Origin of the sequence: Halomonas sp. SpR8 (genome assembly GCF_031010195.1) — a bacterium.
In the GTDB taxonomy this organism is placed as follows: Bacteria; Pseudomonadota; Gammaproteobacteria; order Pseudomonadales; family Halomonadaceae; genus Vreelandella.
This window is the reverse complement of record NZ_JAUAMC010000003.1, coordinates 41,305-60,438: the sequence shown is the minus strand read 5'-3', so window position 1 is coordinate 60,438 and position 19,134 is coordinate 41,305. Positions and strand designations below refer to the sequence as shown.

Here is a 19,134-nt window from a genome sequence, read left to right as displayed (position 1 = left end):
ATAACGTTCATGCCTTATGCCCCGCAGATTAAAATTCCCGCCACTTATATGCGTGGCGGTACTAGTAAGGGCGTGTTTTTCAAGCTCAACGACCTACCCGAAGCGGCCCAGCAGCCGGGTGTGGCGCGGGATCAGTTGTTGCTACGTGTAATCGGTAGCCCTGACCCCTACGAAAAGCAAATCGATGGAATGGGGGCCGCGACCTCGAGCACGAGCAAGACAGTCATCCTGTCGAAAAGTGAGTCCGCCGACCATGATGTGGATTACCTGTTTGGCCAGGTCTCCATTGATAAGCCCTTCGTGGATTGGAGCGGTAACTGCGGCAATCTTTCTGCGGCTGTCGGTCCTTTCGCGATTGCCAACGGTTTGGTCGACCCGGCCCGTATCCCAGAAAACGGGGTGGTCGAGGTGCGTATTTGGCAGGTGAATATTCAAAAAACCATCGTCTCAAGGGTGCCCATCGTCAATGGCGACGTGCAGGAAACCGGCGACTTCGAGCTTGATGGCGTGACCTTTCCCGCCGCCGAAATTCCGGTAGCCTTTATGGATCCCGCTGACGGCGAAGGGGCAATTTTCCCCACCGGCAACCTTATGGATCAGCTTGAGGTGCCCGGCGTGGGAACGCTGAAAGCGACGATGATCAACGCGGGGATTCCCACGGTGTTTATTAACGCCGCCGACATTGGTTACACCGGCTGCGAACTACAAGACGCGATCAATGGCGATAGCAAAGCGCTGGCAATGTTTGAAACTATTCGTGCCCACGGCGCTGTGCGAATGGGGCTGATCAGTGACATTAGCGAAGCGGCCAATCGCCAACATACGCCCAAAGTCGCTTTCGTGGGGCCACCGGCAGACTATCTCTCATCGAGTGGTAAAAGCGTAAAGGCTGCCGACATTGACTTGGTCGTACGGGCGCTCTCCATGGGCAAGCTGCACCACGCCATGATGGGCACTGCCGCAGTGGCCATTGCTGCTGCAGCAGCGATTGAAGGCACGTTGGTCAACCTGGCAGCAGGTGGTGGTAAAAGAAACGCTGTTACCTTTGGGCATCCGTCGGGCAGCCTGCGCGTCGGTGCAGAAGCAAACCTGATAGAGGGGCGTTGGCATATCGAGCAGGCGGTGATGAGCCGTAGCGCCCGAGTGTTGATGGAAGGATTCGTGAGAGTTCCTAGCGATAGCTTCTAGGAAGCCTTCCTTGGGCCATACTGAATGGATTGGTGTAAAAGAGGAGAGTGCAATGGCTACCAGACCGTCCGCCACATCCGAAGCCAACGAGCGCCCGGATTACGATCCCGAGCTACAGACGATTGCCGACTACGTCCTCAATTACCAGGTAGCGTCCCAGGAGGCGTTGGAAACCGCCCGCTACTGCCTGATGGATACGCTGGGTTGCGGGCTACTGGCGCTGCGCTTTCCTGAGTGTACCAAGCACCTTGGGCCGATAGTGGAAGGCACGGTGGTGCCGTTTGGGGCACGTGTGCCAGGCACCTCGCTCCGCCTTGACCCGGTGAAGGCAGCGTGGGACATCGGCTGTATCATCCGTTGGTTGGATTATAACGATACCTGGCTCGCCGCAGAGTGGGGGCACCCCTCCGATAATCTGGGTGGGATACTCGCTGTGGCCGACCACCTCTCTCAGCGGCAGGTCGCCCAAGGTGAAGTGCCGCTGGTGATGCGTGATGTGCTAAATGCCATGGTAATGGCTCATGAGATCCAGGGTGTGCTGGCGCTGGAGAATAGCTTTAACCGGGTAGGGCTCGATCACGTGGTGCTGGTGAAAGTGGCCTCAACCGCGGTGGCCGCCAAGCTGATGGGCGCCAATCGCGAGCAGTTACTGTCGGCGCTCTCCCATGCCTGGGTCGATGGCCAGAGCCTGCGCACCTATCGCCATGCGCCCAACGCTGGGTCGCGTAAAAGCTGGGCCGCGGGCGATGCCACATCAAGAGGCGTGCGCTTGGCAGATATCGCCCTGCGCGGTGAAATGGGTATTCCCAGCGCGCTATCGGCGCCCCAGTGGGGGTTTTACGATGTGCTATTCAGCCATGCCAACAAAGATTTGAGTCTAAAGCTGGAAGCTGACCGCCGGTTGCGCTTTCAGCGCGAGTTTAGCTGCTACGTGATGGAGAACATTCTTTTCAAGATCTCCTTCCCGGCGGAGTTTCACGCCCAAACGGCCTGCGAAGCTGCTGTGATGCTGCATCCGCAGGTGAAAGACCGCTTGGCCGAGATCGATAAAATCGTGCTGACGACGCACGACTCGGCCATTCGGATTATTTCCAAAACCGGCGCGCTCGCCAATCCGGCGGACCGCGACCACTGCTTGCAGTATATGACCGCCGTGCCGCTCATTTTTGGTGAGCTTACTGCCGACTACTACGAAGACAGCTTTCACGCGGCACATCCGCTAATCGATGAACTGCGTGGCAAAATGGTGGTAGAAGAAGATGCCGAATATTCGGCGGCTTATCATGACCCTGATAAACGCTCAATCGCTAATGCTGTGCAGGTCTTTTTCACCGATGGCAGTGTGACGGATAAAGTCGCGGTGGAGTACCCGATAGGTCATCGTCGTCGGCGAGAAGAGGGGATGCCGCTCTTGGTAGATAAGTTTGAACGCCATTTGGCGACACGCTTTGCGGCAAGCCGTTGCCAAAATATTGCTGAGCTATGCCGCCAGCAGAGAACGCTCGAAGCGATGCCCGTCAACAAATTTATGGATTTGTGGATGGTTTAAACGTGCCATAAACAACGCCCAGTGCGCATAAACGCTACCGGGCGGTGGTTTAAAGAGTGACGTGACTATTCGAACGCTAACTGGTCACGCATGCGGTCGATGGTGGCAGGCCCAATACCGCTAACGCGTTCAAGGTCCTCAGCGCTTTCAAAGTTGCCGTTGGCTTCGCGTTCTTCAATCAATGCTTCGGCGCGGCTGGGCCCAATGCCCGGTAGCTCGGCCAGCAGCTCAACATCCGCAGCATTGACGTTAATAGGTGCTACCTCTTGAGCCAGTACGCCACTGGAAAATCCCAAGCTAATGCTAAGTAATAGTGCTGTAAAAATGCCTTTAAGTGTCATGTTCATCCTCGTGATCCTTATTAATAGCGGTAATTAACGGAGGTTGCGTGCGCGAGGCGCAAAAGCAAATGCTACTTATGCCTTGAGCAATACAAGTAATTAAAGCGACGCAACATGACTAACTTAGCTTTATAGCGTTGGCGATTATGTCAGCGATGTATGACAGTCATTGTAAGTTTTTCGCTATAGAAGCATGGTAATTGGCTTACACAAGGAGGCGCGAGGAGAGGTGTGAGACTGATATAATGCCTAAAAATGCATTTGGAGCGACGTTGTGGCCACCGATTCACCCATTATTATTGCGCTAGATTACCCCTCGCTAGACGCCGCCTTGTGTATGGCGGATCAGTTAGACCCTACACGCTGCCGCGTAAAAGTTGGCAAAGAACTGTTTACTCGCAGCGGTCCTGCCGTGCTGGAAGCACTCCATGGCAGAGGGTTTGAGGTGTTTTTAGATCTCAAATTTCACGATATTCCCAATACCGTCGCTAGTGCCGTTCAGGCGGCGGCGGAGCAGGGCGTCTGGATGGTCAATGTGCATGCCAGTGGCGGGCGTCGGATGATGGAAGCGGCTGTTCAGCGCCTTGATCAGCATGCTTTAACGACCCACTTAATCGCCGTTACTGTGTTAACCAGCATGCAGGCCGATGATCTAGCGGATGTTGGTATCGATGCGCCGCTGACTGAGCAAGTAGAGCGCTTGGCGCTGCTGGCAAAGCAGAGTGGTTTGCACGGCGTGGTATGTTCGGCCCAGGAGTCGGCGCAGCTTAAAGCAGCGTGTGGTGAGTCATTCTTGAAAGTCACTCCCGGTATTCGTCCAAGCTTTGCGGCCGCTAATGATCAGCAGCGCATCATGACCCCCAGCGAGGCCATTCAGGCGGGCAGCAGCCACTTGGTGATAGGTCGCCCTGTAACCCAGGCCAGCGATCCTATGGTGGCCCTTGAAGCGATTGAAGCAGAGTTAGCGTAAAACTGGCCGATTAGCGGTGTTTGTTACTCACCCTCTACGCCAATCACCGGTTTAATCGTGCCCCAGTAACGACAGCTGGGGCACTGCCACTGCAGGGCGTCGCTGGCAAAGCCACAGCGTTGGCAGCGGTGGCGCGTTCTATTAATCAGCAGTGCATCGGTATGATGTTTTAGTAGCAGCAGGCGCGTATCAGGAGAGGGCTTTCCACTTAGCCGCTGGCTTTCGATATACAGGTCGATCAAGTAATCCAGCCCACCCAAGCTTGGCACTGCACGTAAGCGGTCGCCGATTAACTCAATTGCTTTATCGACCCCCTCACGCTGGTGAACCAACTGACCTAGGGCAATAATGGTGCTGGTATAAGGCGCTTTTTGCAGCAGGCGGTAAAGATGGGCTTCATAGCCTGCTTCATCATCACTACGTAAATAAGCGCGCTTAAGGGCTGGCAGCATAGTGGGTATATGGGCGATTTCCTGCTGCGGGATGTTATCGAGTCGCTCTATTGCGTGAGTATAGTGCCCATTATCCATCTCCAGTTCGGCCAACAGCAGCGTGGCGCGAACACAGTTCTCATCCCATTGCAGCGCTTTTTTAAGATGTTTCCTGGCCAGCGGACGGCTGGCTTCGCTGATCTCTTCCAACGCCAGTTCGCATAGCCAATGGGCTGCAGGGCGCCGCATCTTAGGGTACTGTTTGAGCAGCGGCTGGATAACATCAAGAGCTGTCTGCCACGCTTTTTCACGCTCTAATAAATCGACTAACAGCTGTTTGGCGGCGTAGCAGCGCTGGTCATCACTGCTGTTTTCGAGCAGGGTATTAAGCAATCGCTGTGCGCGGTCATGAACGCCCAGCGCCATGAAGTCGCGGGCAAGTTCAAGCTGGATTTGTTCGTTGGTAGGTTGCGATAGAGCGGGGCGTGCTAGTAGATTTTGATGGATGCTGACCGCTTTGTCGGCCTCGCCCCGGGCGCGAAACAATTTGCCAAGGGCAATGTGGGTATCCACCGTATCGCTATTGACGGCTAGCACGTTGATAAACGTATTGATCGCCTCGTCGGGCTGCTCGTTAAGCAGATAGTTAAGTCCGACGAAGTAGTCACGAGACGGCACCTGGGAGGCTGCCCCAGGAGGCTGAGAGTGATGTCGGCGGCGGAGGGCTTGGCGGTAGCCAAGCCCGTAACCGATGGCAATGGCAGCCAATAGTACGCTTAGCAGCGCGACATCTAGCATTTATGCCAGTTCCTTGAACTCCTGGGTGCGCAAGCTATCCAGCTCTTTGCGCTGCTGCTTGTTATGCCGCTGACTGCGGGCCAGCGTAGCCTTTAATCGCAAATAGACGCCGAGCATGGCGAGCATGCCTAGTAGAACGCCAAAAACTAGCGTTGTCAGCAGCCATACAGAAAGCGATACAGCTGGCAGCTCCAGCCAAATAAGGTTCAAGGCAATTGCTTGCTGATTATTAACGGCAAACAGAATACCTACGAGCACTACTATCAGCAAAATAACGGCCAGAATCAGGCCTTTGATCCAACGCATGTGAGTTTCCTAGTCTGTGACGTTCACGGTAGCGCCATTGTGTACGACTCGGGCGGCGACGTCATCCTACACAAAGTCGGATAACCCTAATAGTCGCGTTTTAGTAGCCAAGTGCCCGACTAGCATCAACCTGCTCACGTAACTCTTTGCCCGGTTTAAAGTGCGGCACATACTTGCCTTCCAGGTCGACCGCATCGCCCGTTTTAGGATTACGGCCTACTCGTGGCTCTCGGTAGTGCAGTGAAAAGCTGCCGAAACCACGGATCTCAACGCGGCCGCCGCTAGAAAGCGCATCGGTCATATCGTCAAGAATAATACGTACCGCCGTTTCAACATCTTTGGCGGACAACTCCGGCTGACGCATCGCAATTTGTTCGATTAATTCTGATTTAGTCATCGGTTGGCTCCCTGCAAACATTGAAGGCCGTGACGCACTCTCGACCTCGCTAACATCAAACTCAGCATACTGCTCAATTAAGCATAAAACAATTCAGATAAAACAAGGTTCTAGACTGATTAACAGCATAGGCTAAGGTGGGCGCTGGCGCGACCCTGTGTCTTAGGTATACTGGCTTCTCATTTATTTAATTGGAGCGGCTGACGTTGAACGACGATAATTCCCCAGCGGCCATTTTGCGTAAGCGGCTTTATTGGCACTCCCGACGCGGTATGTGGGAACTAGATTTGCTGTTGATTCCTTTTCTTGAGCAGCGTTTCGACGATCTCAGCGAGGTAGATCAATTGGCGTACCAGCAATTAATCGAAGGTGAAGACCAGGATCTATTCGTATGGTTGATGCATCGGGAGTGGCCAGAGGAGCCTAGCCAGCGGCGTATCGTAAAAATGATAGTTGAGCATGCTGAAACCACCGATAATTCTGCCTATCGCACCCTCTAAACAGTGGCAACTAATACAATGTTGTCTGTTGATTGGGCTTGCGGCGCTCAGCTATTGGATAGCAGGTGGGCTAACCCTATTGGCAACGTTGGCATTGGGGGCTGCTATTGGTTGGCATGCCTGTACTCGCCAGCCTAGGGGAGTGCTCTCGCTAACCGCGACGGGGTCGCTGTTTCAAGGCCGCTGGCTGATGCCTGATGGTGTGCTTAGTGAAGAGTTGCAGGTGCGCTGTGACTATTTAGGGCCGTGGTTAATCGGGCTTTATGTGGGTAAGCAGCGGATCTGGTTATGGCCAGACAGTGCCTCTACGCAGCACTTGCGTGAAGTGCGTAAGTTATTTCACCAACCCGGCCACTAACTCTTTGTTCTAGTGGCTGTTTTCTAGATCTTTTATCGATACCGTCGAGGCCTTGGCTATCGGCTGTTGTTGCGGCCAGTCGCTGGTGAAGTGCAAGCCGCGAGACTCATGGCGCCTCTGAGCTGCTAGCACCGTTAACTGCGCCAATTGCAGTGCTTGATATAAACGATGGCCTTCCAGGGTGGACATCGCCCCCTCAATCTCTTCCAGCGTATTTAACAGCATCGTTAACTGCTCGAGTGCGTTATCGAGCCCCGTCGCGCTGCGTACAATAGAAACGTGGTGGCTCATGGTGGTCCGCATGCGTTGGCGAATATCGTTGAGGAGGACTGAAGGTATGTCAGCTCTCTCAGCCTGGGCTGGAGGGCGTGCTCCGCTATACGGTGTGTACCCACTTGGCTTGTGCAAGTTCATACGCAGCGCTTGGGCACAGCTGCGCGCAAATACTAAACACTCTAACAGTGAGTTGCTGGCCATTCGGTTGGCGCCGTGTAGGCCTGTGCAGGCCGTCTCACCGATGGCATAGAGGTTGGCAATATCGGTGGCGCCTTGCAGGTCGGTGGCGACACCGCCACAGCTATAGTGGGCAGCAGGTACCACGGGAATGGCTTGCTGGGTAATATCAATACCGCGGGCGGCGCAGTGCGCCAAAATAGTCGGGAAGTGGTGGCGAATCGCCGTTTCGCCTAGATGTTGAATATCCAACCAGACATGCCCCAGGGTGCCACGCTGTATCTCCGCGTCGATGGCGCGAGCCACGATGTCGCGAGGAGCCAGCTCAGCGCGCTGATCCAGCGCGAGCATAAAGCGTTGACCTGACTCATTAAGGAGATGTCCGCCTTCACCGCGCACCGCCTCGCTAATTAAAAACGCCGGTCCTTCGGGGTCAAACAGGCAGGTTGGGTGAAACTGCTGAAACTCAAGGTTCATTAGCCGGGCGCCTAGCTCGGCAGCCATCATCATGCCTTCACCGCTGCTCGGCGCGGGCGTTGTAGCGTGGCGGTAAAGGCCGCTTGCGCCGCCAGTGGCCAGCACCGTATAGCGCGCGTTCAACGAGTGCCAGTGGTGATTGGTATCACTGCCATAGGCACCGCAACAGATGCCTTGGTTATCCTTCAGCAAGCCAATCACGGTAAGATCATTGCGCTGTGTAATGTTGGGGTGCTGTGCCACTCTGTTTAACAGGGTATCTACCACCGCCCGGCCAGTGGCATCATCGGCGTGGATGATGCGGCGGGCATTGTGGCCGCCTTCACGGGTCAGGTGATAAGGGTAGCGAGCGCTGGGGTCGGTCTCTGGGGTAAAGGGCACGCCATTATCAATCAACCACTGAATGGCAGCGGGGCCATGAGTAACGGTAAAGCGAACCGCTTCTACATCGCATAGTCCATCCCCAGCAATCAGAGTGTCGTTGATATGCGCTTCGAGATCGTCATCGGGGGAGAGGACAGCTGCTATGCCGCCTTGTGCCCAGCGGCTGGCGCCCTGATCATCTTGAGCGGGGCGAACCAGTGTCACTGACATATGGTCGGCAATTTCCAGGGCAAGCGTTAATCCTGCTACGCCTCCGCCAATGATAAGTGCATCGGATATTGGCGTGCCCATAGTGCCCGCTCCTTCTTGCTATTGACCGAAATATTGCAATCCTTAACGACGCTGGCTTCGCCGAGCGTAATTGATTAGGAGGCAGGCATAATAGCGTGGCGGTTAACGTTTAGCGATGTTTTGGGGTAAGAATTGAGCGATGTTCTGGGATGCAGTTGCGCGATGTACAGACACACGAATTGACGCAGCGAAGGGCAGCGTAAGGATAATCCATACGGGAAATTAAATAGCTAAAGGAGGTAGGACTGAAAGGAAAGAACAAAAGTAGATAGTGGTGCCCGGAGCCGGACTTGAACCGGCACGGGGTTGCCCCCGAGAGATTTTAAGTCTCTTGCGTCTACCGATTTCGCCATCCGGGCAAAACATCGCAATGGCGTATAAAAGCAGGCTGCTCAACACATCATCGCTACACTAGAAAGTGGAGGCTGGAGTCGGAATCGAACCGGCGTACACGGAGTTGCAGTCCGCTGCATAACCACTCTGCCATCCAGCCTCAAGAGTCGTTGGAGCGGGAAAGGAGATTCGAACTCCCGACCCTCGCCTTGGCAAGGCGATGCTCTACCACTGAGCTATTCCCGCTCGACTCGAGGGCGAATTATACGGATCACCGCCGAGTTGTCAATCAATCAATTGGTAAGACATTCTTTATTTATTTACAGCAGCTTACATGGAGCGGCTAAGGTGCGGCCAAGCAGCTTTCAAGTACTGAATCATTGACCAGAGCGTTAGCAGGGCGGCGGTATACAGTACGACAACCCCCAGCAACGCGAATTCATGCGCGGGTGGTAGCGCCAGTAAGAGAAGTAGTGACACCATTTGCAGCGTTGTCTTTAGCTTGCCAACCCATGAAACAGCGACCATGCCGCGTTTGCCCATTTCAGCCATCCATTCACGAAGCGCCGAAATGACAATTTCACGGCCAATAATAACCAGCGCAGGCAGGGTTAGCACCAGCGTGTCATAACGCTCAATCAGTAACGCCAGTGCTACGACGACCATAAGCTTGTCGGCCACCGGATCTAAAAAAGCGCCAAAAGGCGTTGACTGATTCCAGCGTCGCGCTAAATAGCCGTCCAGCCAGTCAGTAATGGAAGCTAACGCAAATAAGCCTGCCGCCACAGGCATGCTCCAACTGAAGGGTAGATAAAACAGCACTACCAGCAGGGGAATGAAGGCGATTCGCGCCAGGGTCAGTATGTTGGGTATATTCATCGCAGAGAGCGATCCTTGCCGGTAAATCAGAGGATTCGAAGTGTCTTGGGTCATTCTATCCCCCTTGGCCGATAGCATCCATGCCAAGAGGGTGTTTATCCGTTGAGTGCTCGGTAAATACTTTCAGCTAACGAGGCATTGATGCCGGGAACGCGTGCTAGTTCATCGCGGCTGGCTTTTTGTACTCCCTGCAGACCGCCAAAAAAACGCAGCAGTTCTCGCCGCCGTTTGGGGCCAATGCCAGGGATCTCTTGTAAGGTGGAGGTGCGCCTCGCTTTATCGCGCTGAGCGCGGTGGCCGGCGATGGCAAAACGGTGAGACTCATCGCGAATGTGCTGGATCAAATGCAGCGCGGGGGAGGCGGGATCCAGATCAAGCGGGTTGTCAGCGGTCTCGACAAACAGGCTTTCCAGCCCCGCCTTGCGGGTTGTGCCTTTAGCAACGCCGAGTAGCAGGATATTGCTGATATCGAGATCTTTAAACACTTCGCGGGCCATGTTGAGCTGCCCTTTTCCGCCATCGACGATCAGGATGTCCGGGGCTGTCGCTTCGCCACTTTTTACCCGTTTGAGACGCCGAGTGAGCGCTTGCTGCATGGCGGCGTAATCATCACCCGCCGCGACTCCCTCAATGCGGAAGTGCCGGTAGTCGCTTTTGCGCGGCCCCTGATGATCAAACACAACGCATGACGCAACGGTGGCTTCGCCATGGCTATGGCTTATATCGAAACACTCCAAGCGCTGTGGCGTCTCCTTCAGGCCTAGCGCTTTCTGGAGTGCGGTGAAGCGCTGGGTAAGCTGCGTCTGATTGGCGAGTTGCGAGGCCAGCTGTTGTTCGGCATTGGTAATAGCCAGCTGTTGCCATTGGGCGCGGTGGCCGCGCACTTGGCTAGTAACGCGAATGCGTTTGCCAACCTGCTGGGTGAGCGCCTCGGCGATAAGTTCGCTGTCGTCTAAGGGGTGGCTGGTAATCACTTCGCTGGGCACATTATGCGGCTGGCCGAAGTAGTATTGGCTAACGACCTCGGTGAGCAGCGTTGTAATCGGTAGATCCAAATCGTTTTTGGGGGAGTGATGGCGCGCACCGAGAAGGCGCCCATCGCGAACGCTCAGTACGGAAACACCCAGTGCACCGGGGCGCACGGCAAGCGCGAAAATGTCGGCATCGCCCCCGCCGGTATCGACAAATTGACGCTGCTGTAGCTGCCGCAATTGCTGGACTTGGTCGCGTAGGCGGGCAGCTTCCTCAAAGTTGAGCTGCTTGCTGGCCGCTTCCATTGCCTGCATTAATTCTTGGGTAACGTGTTCGCTTTTACCTTCCAAGCACATCACCGCGTGCTCCAGGTCGCGCTGGTAATCCTCGGCGGATATATAATCGACGCATGGCGCACTGCAGCGCTGAATTTGATACTGCAAACAGGGGCGTGAGCGATGGGCAAAGACGCTATCTTCGCAGTTGCGGATACGAAATATTTTTTGCATTAGCGCGAGGCTTTCGCGCACGGCGCCACTGCTCGGGTAGGGGCCCAAATAACGGCCGTCGTCACGGCGCTGGCGTGCCCGCTTGTACTCAAGCGCCGGGTAAGAGTGGCGGTCGGTAACAAACACAAATGGGTAGGACTTATCGTCGCGCAGCAAAATGTTGTAAGGCGGGCGCAGCTGTTTGATGAGCGTCTGTTCAAGCAGCAATGCTTCGGTTTCGGTACGCGTGACGGTAACTTGAACGTCGGCAATGCGCCCTACCATGGCCTGGGTTTTGGTGTTCAACTGGCCACGAAAATAACTGGCAAGGCGCGCTTTCAAACGCTTGGCTTTGCCAACATAGAGCGTATTGTTCTGCTCATCGAGCATACGATAAACCCCTGGTGAGGAGCTTACCGAGCTCAGAAACTGTTTTGAATCAAAGGTCATGGCAGCGTGTCGGTACCCGATAACAGCAGGGGAAATGGGGTTATATCTGACTTGCGTCAAACCCCTCGACCAGCCCGTGACGAAGCGCTAAATGAGTAAGCTCTACGTCAGTAGCAACCTGTAGTTTATCAAATAGTCGGTAGCGGTAGGTGTTTACCGTTTTAGGGCTTAAATGCAGTCGATCAGAGATATCTTGCACGCGCTGGCAGTTAACAATCATCAGCGCAATCTGTAGTTCACGTTGCGAGAGGTGGCTGAACGGATTGTCTTCATTAGTGAAGTGTGAAAGGGCGAGCCGCTGAGCAATTTCTTGACTCACGTAACGCCGACCATGAAATACTTGGCGTATCGCGTCGGTCATTTCCTGTGCGTCGGCGCCTTTACTTAAAAAGCCTGAGGCACCGGCTTCCAGCATGCGTCTCAGCACGCTGTCTTCCATGTGTGCCGTGAGAATTAATACTTTGACGTCTTCCATCATGCGGTGAATGCGCCGGGTGGCTTCAAGCCCGCCGATGCCAGGCATACGAATATCCATTAGCACGATGTCAGGCTTCAAATGGCGACACTGGGTTACCGCACTTTCACCGTCGTCGACCTCGCCTACGATTTTAATATCACACTCTTCATTCAGCAGATGAGCAATGCTGGTTCTTACTAGGTGATGATCATCGGCGATAAGTACACTGATCAAGGGGCAGGCTCCTGCTTGGAAACATCTTGGGGTCAGGCGTTGGCCTTGTGCGCTACTTTATCTTTTAGCTGTTTATAGAGTGCCACAGCTAACCATAAATGAGAATTAGTAGATGCTTATGGTGTAAAAGGTTGACCGAGTTGGACGTTCAACGTAGTATCCGCCTCGTTGCTGGAAAGTGCAGCATGTGGGGCCTTAGCTCAGCTGGGAGAGCGCAACACTGGCAGTGTTGAGGTCAGCGGTTCGATCCCGCTAGGCTCCACCATTCTTCTTTAACTTTACTAAGCTTAGCTGTGCCAAAATTTCATAAAAAAGCCTCGTTATTTAGACGAGGCTTTTTTCTGTCTTAAAAGCTGATTATTCAGCGATTTTTCCTAGCAGCAAAAATTCAATCAGCGCTTTTTGCGCGTGCAGGCGGTTCCCCGCTTCTTGCCAAACTACCGCACGCGGGTCGTCGAGTAGCGTATCGCTAATCTCTTCGCCACGATGTGCAGGCAGGCAGTGTAGGAAAAGGGCGTCTTGTTTGGAGGTGTCTAGCATCGCCTCGGTGACCTGGAAGCCAGAGAAGTCTGCTTCGCGCTTCGCCTGCTCTTCTTCCTGGCCCATTGATGCCCAGACGTCCGTCGTGATTAAGTCGGCCTGTTTTACCGCTTCCTTAGGATCATGCAGCAGAGTAACGTTATCGTCAGCAGCGGCCATAATGTCCGCACGGGGCTCGTAGCCTTTGGGGCAGCAAATGCGCAGATGGAAGCCAAACTGGCGAGCCGCGTTGATCCAGGAGTGGCACATATTGTTGCCATCACCGATCCACACCGCTGTGCGCCCTTTTACGCTACCGCGTAGTTCCGTCCAGGTCATCACGTCGGCAAGTAGCTGGCAAGGGTGGTAGTCATCGCTTAGCGCGTTAATTACCGGCACGCTGCTGGCGCTTGCATAGGCTTCCAGGCCCGCGTGGGAAAAGGTACGAATCATTACCGCATCGACCATTTCAGACAGTACGCGAGCGGTGTCTTCAATCGGCTCTCCGCGGCCTAGTTGGGTGTCGCGGGGAGAGAGAAACAGCGCGTGGCCGCCAAATTGCGCCATCCCGGCCTCAAAGGAAACCCGAGTGCGCGTCGATGATTTCTCAAAGATCATCGCCAGGGTGCGGTTGGATAATGGCGTGTAAACAGGACCTTGGGCTTTTAAATTGGTTTTGATCGTAATGGCTCGTTGGATCAAGTAGTCCAGCTCATCCGGGGTTAAATCTAGCAAGGTCAGGAAATGGCGTGTCGCCATAGGGGATTCTCTCCGCGCAAAAACCCTATCCTAGCTATGCTGCAGGGGATGCGCAACGCGAACGGCATGCGTAGAATAATGTCTACACGTTAAACCCGAGCGCGCCACTCAAGTATTGAGGAGTGGGCATCGGTTATTTAAATGCGAGGAGATTGTATGAGCACAACAGCCGAAAACATTCAGCGTCAAATTAGCGAAAATCCGATTCTGATTTATATGAAAGGCTCCCCACAGCTACCCCAGTGCGGTTTTTCTGCTCAGACCGTTCAGGCATTGATGAGCTGCGGTGAGCGCTTTGCGTTCGTCAATGTCTTGGACAACCCGGACATTCGCGCTGAACTGCCAAAGATTGCCAATTGGCCGACTTTTCCCCAGCTATGGGTAGAAGGCGAGCTCGTAGGTGGCTGTGACATCGTGGTAGAAATGCATCAAAACGGCGAATTGGAAAAACTGGTAAAAGCGGCTGCCGAGCGAGCAGGTGCGGCGGAAGGTGGCGATAACGCCTAAGCATTACCCTGTCGAAGGATATACAGCTTCATGAGCTATCAGGTTCTGGCCCGCAAGTGGCGACCTCGCACATTCCACGAACTTGTGGGTCAGACCCATGTTCAGCGCGCCTTGGTCAATGCACTTGATCAAGGGCGGCTGCATCATGCCTATCTATTTACAGGTACGCGTGGTGTGGGTAAAACCACGCTGGCGCGTATTCTGGCCAAGTGTTTAAACTGCACGGCCAATGGTCGCGGTGATGAAGGTATTACTTCAACGCCGTGTGGTCAGTGCGATAGCTGCCAAGCGATTGATGAAGGTCGTTTTGTTGATTTAATTGAGGTCGATGCGGCCTCACGGACCAAAGTAGAAGATACCCGCGAGCTGCTCGATAATGTTCAGTACGCGCCTACTCAAGGTCGCTACAAGGTGTACCTGATTGATGAGGTGCACATGCTCTCTACCAGCAGTTTCAATGCGCTACTGAAAACACTGGAAGAGCCACCCCCTCACGTTAAATTCTTGCTGGCGACGACAGATCCGCAAAAGCTGCCGCCGACAGTGCTTTCACGCTGCCTCCAATTCACGCTTAAACATATGCCGCCAGAGCGCGTGGTCGAGCATCTGACCTATGTGTTGGGTGAAGAGGGCGTTGCGTTTGATGAGAGCGCGCTATGGTTGTTGGGTAAAGCTGCAGAAGGCTCCATGCGCGATGCAATGAGTCTCACCGATCAAGCCATCGCGTTTGGCCAAGGTGCGATTCATCATGCGGATGTGGCGGCGATGCTGGGCACTCTGGATCATCGTCATATCCTGGGGTTGGCAGAAGCCCTGGCGGATGTGGACGTACAACGCCTGTTGGGCGAAGTAGCCCAGTTAGCCGAGCAAGGCCCTGACTTTGCCGCGGTGCTGGATGAGCTTTCGAGCATGCTACATCGCTTGGCAGTCGCGCAGATGGTGCCGGACGCTGTCGATAACAGCCACGGTGACCGTGACGCGATCCTCCAACTGGCGAGCCGTTTCACCGCTGAAGATATCCAACTCTATTATCAAATCGGTATCCAGGGCCGCGGGGATATGGTGCACGCCCCCGATCTTCGCAGCGCATTGGAGATGACGTTACTACGCATGCTGGCGTTTCGTCCGCAGGGCGTGCCCAAACCTTCGCGTACGCCACTACCCCTGCGCCGCGGACCCACAGAAGCAGCGGCGACGGAGTCGGCCGCTGACGTTTCCGTGACGGATGCGGCTTCATCAGCACCTGAAACCACGCCACCTAAGACTGAACCACCGTCGGAAGCTCAGCCTGAGCCGCAAGCAGAGCCATCACCCCAACCCTCGCCTCAGCCGTCAGTGCCAGCTGCTGAGGAGAAGCCGCCACTTCAAGAACCGCCGCCGTGGACAGTCGACACTGAAACAGATGCGACAGAGGCCAGCGCGCTGCAGCATTCTTCCGAGCCCGAGCCCGAGCCCGAGCCCGTCGCTGCACCTGAGCCTATTTCTGAGCCAGAATCGGTTCCTGAGATTGCGTCATCGCCAGACGTTGCATCTGAGCCGGCTGCTGAGCGAGAAGCCGCGCTAGCGCCAGAGCCACACGTTTCGCCTGCTGAAGTGTCCGACAACCCGCCAGACAAGCTCGATAATGCGCACTGGCTGCTATGCTTTGACTCGTTGGGTTTGGGCGGTTTAACGCGCAACTTGGCGGGTAACTGTTTGGTCGAGAGTGATGATGGTGCGCTATTAACGCTTCGCTTGGATCCCAGCCAAGAGGCCATGCAGGCGGAGGTACACCAAACGCGCATTGAGCGTGCGCTGAAAGAGCAGGGAATGCCGCGGCGCATAGCGTTTTATGTTGCCGAACTGTCTAAAGAATTGGAAACGCCTCGTCAGCGCGAAGATCGCCTGAATCAAGAGCGTCACGCTCAAGCGGTTGATCTACTCAATCATGACCCCCATGTACAGAAATTACAGCAGGCGTTTGGTGCAAAGCTGATAGAATCGAGTGTTAAACCCGCTGACGCGATGCGTTAAGTGCTATTTCATGGGTTGTTTTATAGACTCTTTTCGTAAACGTACTTTTTAACCACGTTGGAGATCAGACCATGCTTAAAGGTGGAATGGGCAACTTGATGAAACAAGCCCAAGATATGCAGGAAAAAATGCAGCGTGCCCAGGAAGAAGTAGCCAAAGCCGAAGTTCAGGGCGAGGCGGGGGCCGGTATGGTTAAGGTCACCATGAATGGTCGGCACGACGTATCTAACGTATCCATTGATCCCAGCGTTATGGAAGAAGACAAAGAGTTGCTAGAAGATTTGTTAGCCGCAGCGGTCAACGACGCGGTGCGCAAATTAGAAGTCAGTTCTAAAGCTAAAATGGAAGAAGCGACGGCTGGTTTGGACCTTCCCCCCGGCTTCAAGATGCCGTTCTAAGCAATGCGCTTTTCCCCTCTAGTTGAGCAGTTAATGGATGCTTTTCGTGTGCTGCCAGGCGTTGGGCCTAAAACGGCTCAGCGCATGGCAATGCACTTGCTGGAGCGCGAACGGCCAGGTGGGCAGCGCCTTGCGGCAGTGATTCAACAGGCCATCGAAGAGGTTGGCTACTGCCAGCGCTGCCGAACGCTCACCGAAGCCGAGATCTGCATACTGTGCGAGAGCCCACGTCGCGATGACAAGCTGCTATGTGTGGTGGAGTCGCCTGCCGATCAGTTGGCGATTGAAGAAGCCGGTGGCTTTAAGGGTCGCTACTTTGTGCTGCACGGCCACCTTTCGCCGCTGGATGGCATCGGCCCTGAGTCGATTGGTTTAGATTTGTTGGAAGCGCGGGTCGCGGAAGGTGTGATCGAAGAAGTCGTCTTGGCGACCAACCCTACTATCGAAGGTGAAGCGACGGCTCACTACATCGCCTCGCAGCTGTCAGAATACGGCGTCAAACTATCGCGCCTCGCGTATGGCGTACCGATGGGCGGGGAGTTGGAGTATGTGGATGGCGGCACCTTGAGTCGCGCATTCAACGGCCGTCTGCCGTTTGCCAGCGAATAAGCTCACCTAAAAGCAAGCGTCTTAGCGTTTGCGCTAACTTGGAAGAATGTTTTGTCCTCTCTTACCCCCTCTTTTCAATGGCTTGATACCCCCGATGCGCTTGATGCAGCCTGCGAGCAAGTTGCTGATGCTAAAGTGATTGCGCTGGATACCGAGTTTTTCCGAGAGAACACGTTCTTTCCCGTCCCTGCGCTGGTTCAGTTTACTGCCGGTGAAGAGGCTTATCTTATCGATCCGGTCGCTGTTCCATGCACCGACAAATTCCGCGCGCTGCTGCAAAATACCGCTATCAAGCTGCTCCACGCCTGTAGCGAAGATTTGGAAGTCTTCCAACACTGGGCGGGTGTGCTGCCTGAGCCGTTAATCGATACCCAAGTCGTGCAAGGGTTTCTAAGTGAGACGCCTGGCATGGGGTATCAAAAGCTAGTCGAATTTTGGGTCGGTGAAACCCTGCCCAAAGAAGAAACGCGCTCCAATTGGTTATTGCGCCCGCTAACGCCTGCCCAGTGCCATTACGCAGCACTGGACGTTATTTACTTACTTAAAGTCTGGAAACTTCAGGCTGAGAAGCTTGCCATGCTGGGGCGGCGCGAGTGGGTGGATGCTGAGTGCGCTAGCTTAATTGAACTGGCAGGCCGCAGCGTGGATAACGATCAGCAGTGGTATACCCGTCAACGCCAACTGTGGCGATTAGCCCCTCGCCAAATGGAAGCGTATCGGTTAATGACCACATGGCGCGAGGGCGAAACACGCCGCCGTAATTTGCCGCGCAACTGGCTAATTAGCGATAAACTGCTGTTTGCGATCGCAGAAAAAATGCCTAGCAATCGTTATGAGTTAGCCGAGGTGGACGACGTTAAGCCGATGCTGATCAAAAAAGAGGGCGATGCCCTGTTAGCGATGGTGAAGCAGGCGCAGCACTGCGATGAATCGGCGCTACCCAAGCGTTGGCCAGACCCCATGCACACGACGTTCAAGTCACGCTTCAAAGCACTTAAAAAAGCGGTGACCGCGAAAGCCAATGATCTAGGGGTGGCACCAGAAATGCTAATGCGCCGCCGCGACATTGAAACGCTGGTTATGCAGGATTTGGCGGGAGAGTCTCTTACGTTGCCAAGTGGTTGGCGGGGTGACTATTTAAATGCTGCGCTGGTTCAAGCCCTTGAGGAGCGTTCATCATGAGCGATAAGCTGATTTGTGAAGTTTTCAAGAGCTCGCGCAAAGAGGAGATGTACCTATACGTCGATAAGCGCCAAGGTTTGACCAACGTGCCAGAGCCACTACTTGAAACTTTTGGTAAGCCTGTGCCGGTGTTTACCATGCTTCTGACGGCGGATAAGAAACTCTCCCGCGTTAGCGCAGCAGATGTGGTGGAGGGCATTAACGACAAAGGCTTCTACCTGCAAATGCCGCCGCCCAAAGAGGCGTATCTGCTTGATGTGCATCGCGCTCATGTCGCCAGTCATTCTGATGCTGACTAACCCCCATCGGCTATGAATTTTCTTGCTCACGCCTGGTTGGTCAGCGCCGGTAGCGACGATTTTCTGTATGGAAATTTAATTGCCGATGGTGTTAAAGGTCGTGACTTGAGCGATTGGCCAACAGCAACGGCAGAGGGCATTCGCCATCACCGGCGAGTCGATGCTTGGGTCGATCGCCACCCCAGTGTTCTCAGTGCTCGGCGTCGCGCCCCTATGGCGCAGCGGCGTTATGCCGGCATTGCCTTGGACATGGTATGGGATCATTTTCTGGCCAGGGATACGGCGGGGCAGGCGGATCAAGAGGCGATTGTTGAGCGCTGCTATCGGCTGCTCTCTATGCGGCCCGCGCCAAATCGGCTGGCGGGCATGATGCCGTTGTTAGTCGAGCATGATTGGCTGCGTGGCTATGCTGACTTTGCGTTTACCTGCCGGGCTGTTGCCGGAATCGGCCGACGCCTGTCCGGCCCTAATCAACTGGCGGCCTTGGTGCCCTGGCTTTACGACGATTATCCAGCGCTAGAGAGCGATTTCCAGGCGTTATGGCCAGCGCTAATGGCTGAATTGAGCCATGCTGATACGGCATCTTAATAGC

Annotated in this window: 21 protein-coding genes and 4 tRNA genes; 13 read left to right on the top strand and 12 right to left on the bottom strand. The window is 54.6% G+C overall.

Annotation, left to right across the window (positions count from 1 at the left end; translation table 11 throughout):
* Positions 1–9 precede the first annotated feature (9 nt).
* Both prpF and prpD read left to right on the top strand, forming a co-directional pair.
* Positions 10–1,188: a 2-methylaconitate cis-trans isomerase PrpF gene (prpF, locus tag QT230_RS06850; RefSeq protein ID WP_308320845.1), complete on the top strand. Its 1,179-nt coding sequence runs from the start codon at positions 10–12 to the stop codon at positions 1,186–1,188.
* 52 nt (positions 1,189–1,240) lie between these two features.
* Entirely contained in the window at positions 1,241–2,737 is a 1,497-nt protein-coding gene (prpD, locus tag QT230_RS06845; protein WP_308320844.1) for a 2-methylcitrate dehydratase, read from the top strand.
* A 65-nt stretch (positions 2,738–2,802) separates the two neighbouring features.
* Here the strand turns inward: prpD and QT230_RS06840 are convergent, their stop codons facing one another.
* Complete coding sequence (locus QT230_RS06840) at positions 2,803–3,084, bottom strand: ComEA family DNA-binding protein (protein WP_308320843.1); 282 nt, start codon at positions 3,082–3,084, stop codon at positions 2,803–2,805.
* 268 nt (positions 3,085–3,352) lie between these two features.
* Here QT230_RS06840 and pyrF point away from each other — a divergent pair, with 268 nt between their 5' ends.
* Positions 3,353–4,048, top strand: a complete 696-nt coding sequence (gene pyrF / locus QT230_RS06835) for an orotidine-5'-phosphate decarboxylase (protein WP_308320842.1) — start codon at positions 3,353–3,355, stop codon at positions 4,046–4,048.
* 23 nt (positions 4,049–4,071) lie between these two features.
* Here the strand turns inward: pyrF and lapB are convergent, their stop codons facing one another.
* From lapB to QT230_RS06820, 3 genes are all read right to left on the bottom strand, one after another.
* The gene (gene lapB / locus QT230_RS06830; RefSeq protein ID WP_308320841.1) at positions 4,072–5,277 is read right to left on the bottom strand and encodes a lipopolysaccharide assembly protein LapB; all 1,206 of its coding nucleotides are present in this window, start codon (positions 5,275–5,277) and stop codon (positions 4,072–4,074) included.
* Positions 5,278–5,583 (bottom strand): LapA family protein, encoded by a 306-nt coding sequence (locus QT230_RS06825; RefSeq protein ID WP_308320840.1) that lies wholly within the window; start codon positions 5,581–5,583, stop codon positions 5,278–5,280.
* A 100-nt stretch (positions 5,584–5,683) separates the two neighbouring features.
* The gene (locus QT230_RS06820) at positions 5,684–5,980 is read right to left on the bottom strand and encodes an integration host factor subunit beta (RefSeq protein ID WP_096279162.1); all 297 of its coding nucleotides are present in this window, start codon (positions 5,978–5,980) and stop codon (positions 5,684–5,686) included.
* Positions 5,981–6,186: 206 nt separating this feature from the next.
* Here QT230_RS06820 and QT230_RS06815 point away from each other — a divergent pair, with 206 nt between their 5' ends.
* Both QT230_RS06815 and QT230_RS06810 read left to right on the top strand, forming a co-directional pair.
* Positions 6,187–6,480: a succinate dehydrogenase assembly factor 2 gene (locus tag QT230_RS06815; RefSeq protein WP_308320839.1), complete on the top strand. Its 294-nt coding sequence runs from the start codon at positions 6,187–6,189 to the stop codon at positions 6,478–6,480.
* Positions 6,481–6,508: 28 nt separating this feature from the next.
* Positions 6,509–6,838 (top strand): hypothetical protein, encoded by a 330-nt coding sequence (locus tag QT230_RS06810; RefSeq protein ID WP_308320838.1) that lies wholly within the window; start codon positions 6,509–6,511, stop codon positions 6,836–6,838.
* A gap of 9 nt (positions 6,839–6,847) precedes the next feature.
* Here the strand turns inward: QT230_RS06810 and nadB are convergent, their stop codons facing one another.
* The 7 genes from nadB to uvrY form a co-directional block, all read right to left on the bottom strand.
* A complete protein-coding gene (nadB, locus tag QT230_RS06805; RefSeq protein ID WP_308320837.1) occupies positions 6,848–8,443 on the bottom strand; it encodes an L-aspartate oxidase in 1,596 nt (531 codons plus the stop codon).
* A 272-nt stretch (positions 8,444–8,715) separates the two neighbouring features.
* A tRNA-Leu gene (locus QT230_RS06800) sits at positions 8,716–8,802 on the bottom strand.
* Between the two features lie 60 nt (positions 8,803–8,862).
* Positions 8,863–8,936, bottom strand: a tRNA-Cys gene (locus QT230_RS06795).
* A gap of 11 nt (positions 8,937–8,947) precedes the next feature.
* A tRNA-Gly gene (locus QT230_RS06790) sits at positions 8,948–9,022 on the bottom strand.
* Between the two features lie 84 nt (positions 9,023–9,106).
* Complete coding sequence (pgsA, locus tag QT230_RS06785; RefSeq protein WP_308321393.1) at positions 9,107–9,655, bottom strand: CDP-diacylglycerol--glycerol-3-phosphate 3-phosphatidyltransferase; 549 nt, start codon at positions 9,653–9,655, stop codon at positions 9,107–9,109.
* Positions 9,656–9,750: 95 nt separating this feature from the next.
* Entirely contained in the window at positions 9,751–11,565 is a 1,815-nt protein-coding gene (gene uvrC / locus QT230_RS06780; protein ID WP_308320836.1) for an excinuclease ABC subunit UvrC, read from the bottom strand.
* Between the two features lie 40 nt (positions 11,566–11,605).
* Positions 11,606–12,256, bottom strand: a complete 651-nt coding sequence (gene uvrY, locus QT230_RS06775) for a UvrY/SirA/GacA family response regulator transcription factor (RefSeq protein WP_308320834.1) — start codon at positions 12,254–12,256, stop codon at positions 11,606–11,608.
* A 189-nt stretch (positions 12,257–12,445) separates the two neighbouring features.
* Here uvrY and QT230_RS06770 point away from each other — a divergent pair.
* A tRNA-Ala gene (locus tag QT230_RS06770) sits at positions 12,446–12,521 on the top strand.
* Between the two features lie 92 nt (positions 12,522–12,613).
* Here the strand turns inward: QT230_RS06770 and argF are convergent.
* Positions 12,614–13,534, bottom strand: a complete 921-nt coding sequence (gene argF / locus QT230_RS06765) for an ornithine carbamoyltransferase (RefSeq protein WP_308320833.1) — start codon at positions 13,532–13,534, stop codon at positions 12,614–12,616.
* A gap of 156 nt (positions 13,535–13,690) precedes the next feature.
* On the opposite strand from argF, the gene grxD reads away from it, so the two are divergent.
* From grxD to QT230_RS06730, 7 genes are all read left to right on the top strand, one after another.
* Positions 13,691–14,041 (top strand): Grx4 family monothiol glutaredoxin, encoded by a 351-nt coding sequence (grxD, locus tag QT230_RS06760; RefSeq protein ID WP_133732744.1) that lies wholly within the window; start codon positions 13,691–13,693, stop codon positions 14,039–14,041.
* 30 nt (positions 14,042–14,071) lie between these two features.
* Positions 14,072–16,054, top strand: coding sequence for a DNA polymerase III subunit gamma/tau (gene dnaX / locus QT230_RS06755; RefSeq protein ID WP_308320832.1), 1,983 nt, complete (start codon positions 14,072–14,074; stop codon positions 16,052–16,054).
* Between the two features lie 71 nt (positions 16,055–16,125).
* A complete protein-coding gene (locus QT230_RS06750; protein ID WP_308320831.1) occupies positions 16,126–16,452 on the top strand; it encodes a YbaB/EbfC family nucleoid-associated protein in 327 nt (108 codons plus the stop codon).
* 3 nt (positions 16,453–16,455) lie between these two features.
* Positions 16,456–17,061, top strand: a complete 606-nt coding sequence (gene recR / locus QT230_RS06745) for a recombination mediator RecR (RefSeq protein WP_308320830.1) — start codon at positions 16,456–16,458, stop codon at positions 17,059–17,061.
* 51 nt (positions 17,062–17,112) lie between these two features.
* Positions 17,113–18,243: a ribonuclease D gene (rnd, locus tag QT230_RS06740; protein WP_308320829.1), complete on the top strand. Its 1,131-nt coding sequence runs from the start codon at positions 17,113–17,115 to the stop codon at positions 18,241–18,243.
* Positions 18,240–18,542: a YcgL domain-containing protein gene (locus QT230_RS06735; RefSeq protein WP_308320828.1), complete on the top strand. Its 303-nt coding sequence runs from the start codon at positions 18,240–18,242 to the stop codon at positions 18,540–18,542. The genes rnd and QT230_RS06735 overlap by 4 nt, the downstream gene beginning before the upstream one ends.
* A 12-nt stretch (positions 18,543–18,554) precedes the next feature.
* Positions 18,555–19,130: an ACP phosphodiesterase gene (locus tag QT230_RS06730; protein WP_308320827.1), complete on the top strand. Its 576-nt coding sequence runs from the start codon at positions 18,555–18,557 to the stop codon at positions 19,128–19,130.
* Positions 19,131–19,134: the final 4 nt, after the last annotated feature.

Coding starts and splice junctions, on each gene's coding strand:
- prpF (WP_308320845.1), top strand. CDS start 10: ATGCCTTATGCCCCGCAGATTAAAATTCCCGCCACTTATATGCGTGGC.
- prpD (WP_308320844.1), top strand. CDS start 1,241: ATGGCTACCAGACCGTCCGCCACATCCGAAGCCAACGAGCGCCCGGAT.
- QT230_RS06840 (WP_308320843.1), bottom strand. CDS start 3,084: ATGAACATGACACTTAAAGGCATTTTTACAGCACTATTACTTAGCATT.
- lapB (WP_308320841.1), bottom strand. CDS start 5,277: ATGCTAGATGTCGCGCTGCTAAGCGTACTATTGGCTGCCATTGCCATC.
- QT230_RS06825 (WP_308320840.1), bottom strand. CDS start 5,583: ATGCGTTGGATCAAAGGCCTGATTCTGGCCGTTATTTTGCTGATAGTA.
- QT230_RS06820 (WP_096279162.1), bottom strand. CDS start 5,980: ATGACTAAATCAGAATTAATCGAACAAATTGCGATGCGTCAGCCGGAG.
- nadB (WP_308320837.1), bottom strand. CDS start 8,443: ATGGGCACGCCAATATCCGATGCACTTATCATTGGCGGAGGCGTAGCA.
- pgsA (WP_308321393.1), bottom strand. CDS start 9,655: ATGAATATACCCAACATACTGACCCTGGCGCGAATCGCCTTCATTCCC.
- uvrC (WP_308320836.1), bottom strand. CDS start 11,565: ATGACCTTTGATTCAAAACAGTTTCTGAGCTCGGTAAGCTCCTCACCA.
- argF (WP_308320833.1), bottom strand. CDS start 13,534: ATGGCGACACGCCATTTCCTGACCTTGCTAGATTTAACCCCGGATGAG.
- grxD (WP_133732744.1), top strand. CDS start 13,691: ATGAGCACAACAGCCGAAAACATTCAGCGTCAAATTAGCGAAAATCCG.
- dnaX (WP_308320832.1), top strand. CDS start 14,072: ATGAGCTATCAGGTTCTGGCCCGCAAGTGGCGACCTCGCACATTCCAC.
- QT230_RS06750 (WP_308320831.1), top strand. CDS start 16,126: ATGCTTAAAGGTGGAATGGGCAACTTGATGAAACAAGCCCAAGATATG.
- recR (WP_308320830.1), top strand. CDS start 16,456: ATGCGCTTTTCCCCTCTAGTTGAGCAGTTAATGGATGCTTTTCGTGTG.
- QT230_RS06735 (WP_308320828.1), top strand. CDS start 18,240: ATGAGCGATAAGCTGATTTGTGAAGTTTTCAAGAGCTCGCGCAAAGAG.
- QT230_RS06730 (WP_308320827.1), top strand. CDS start 18,555: ATGAATTTTCTTGCTCACGCCTGGTTGGTCAGCGCCGGTAGCGACGAT.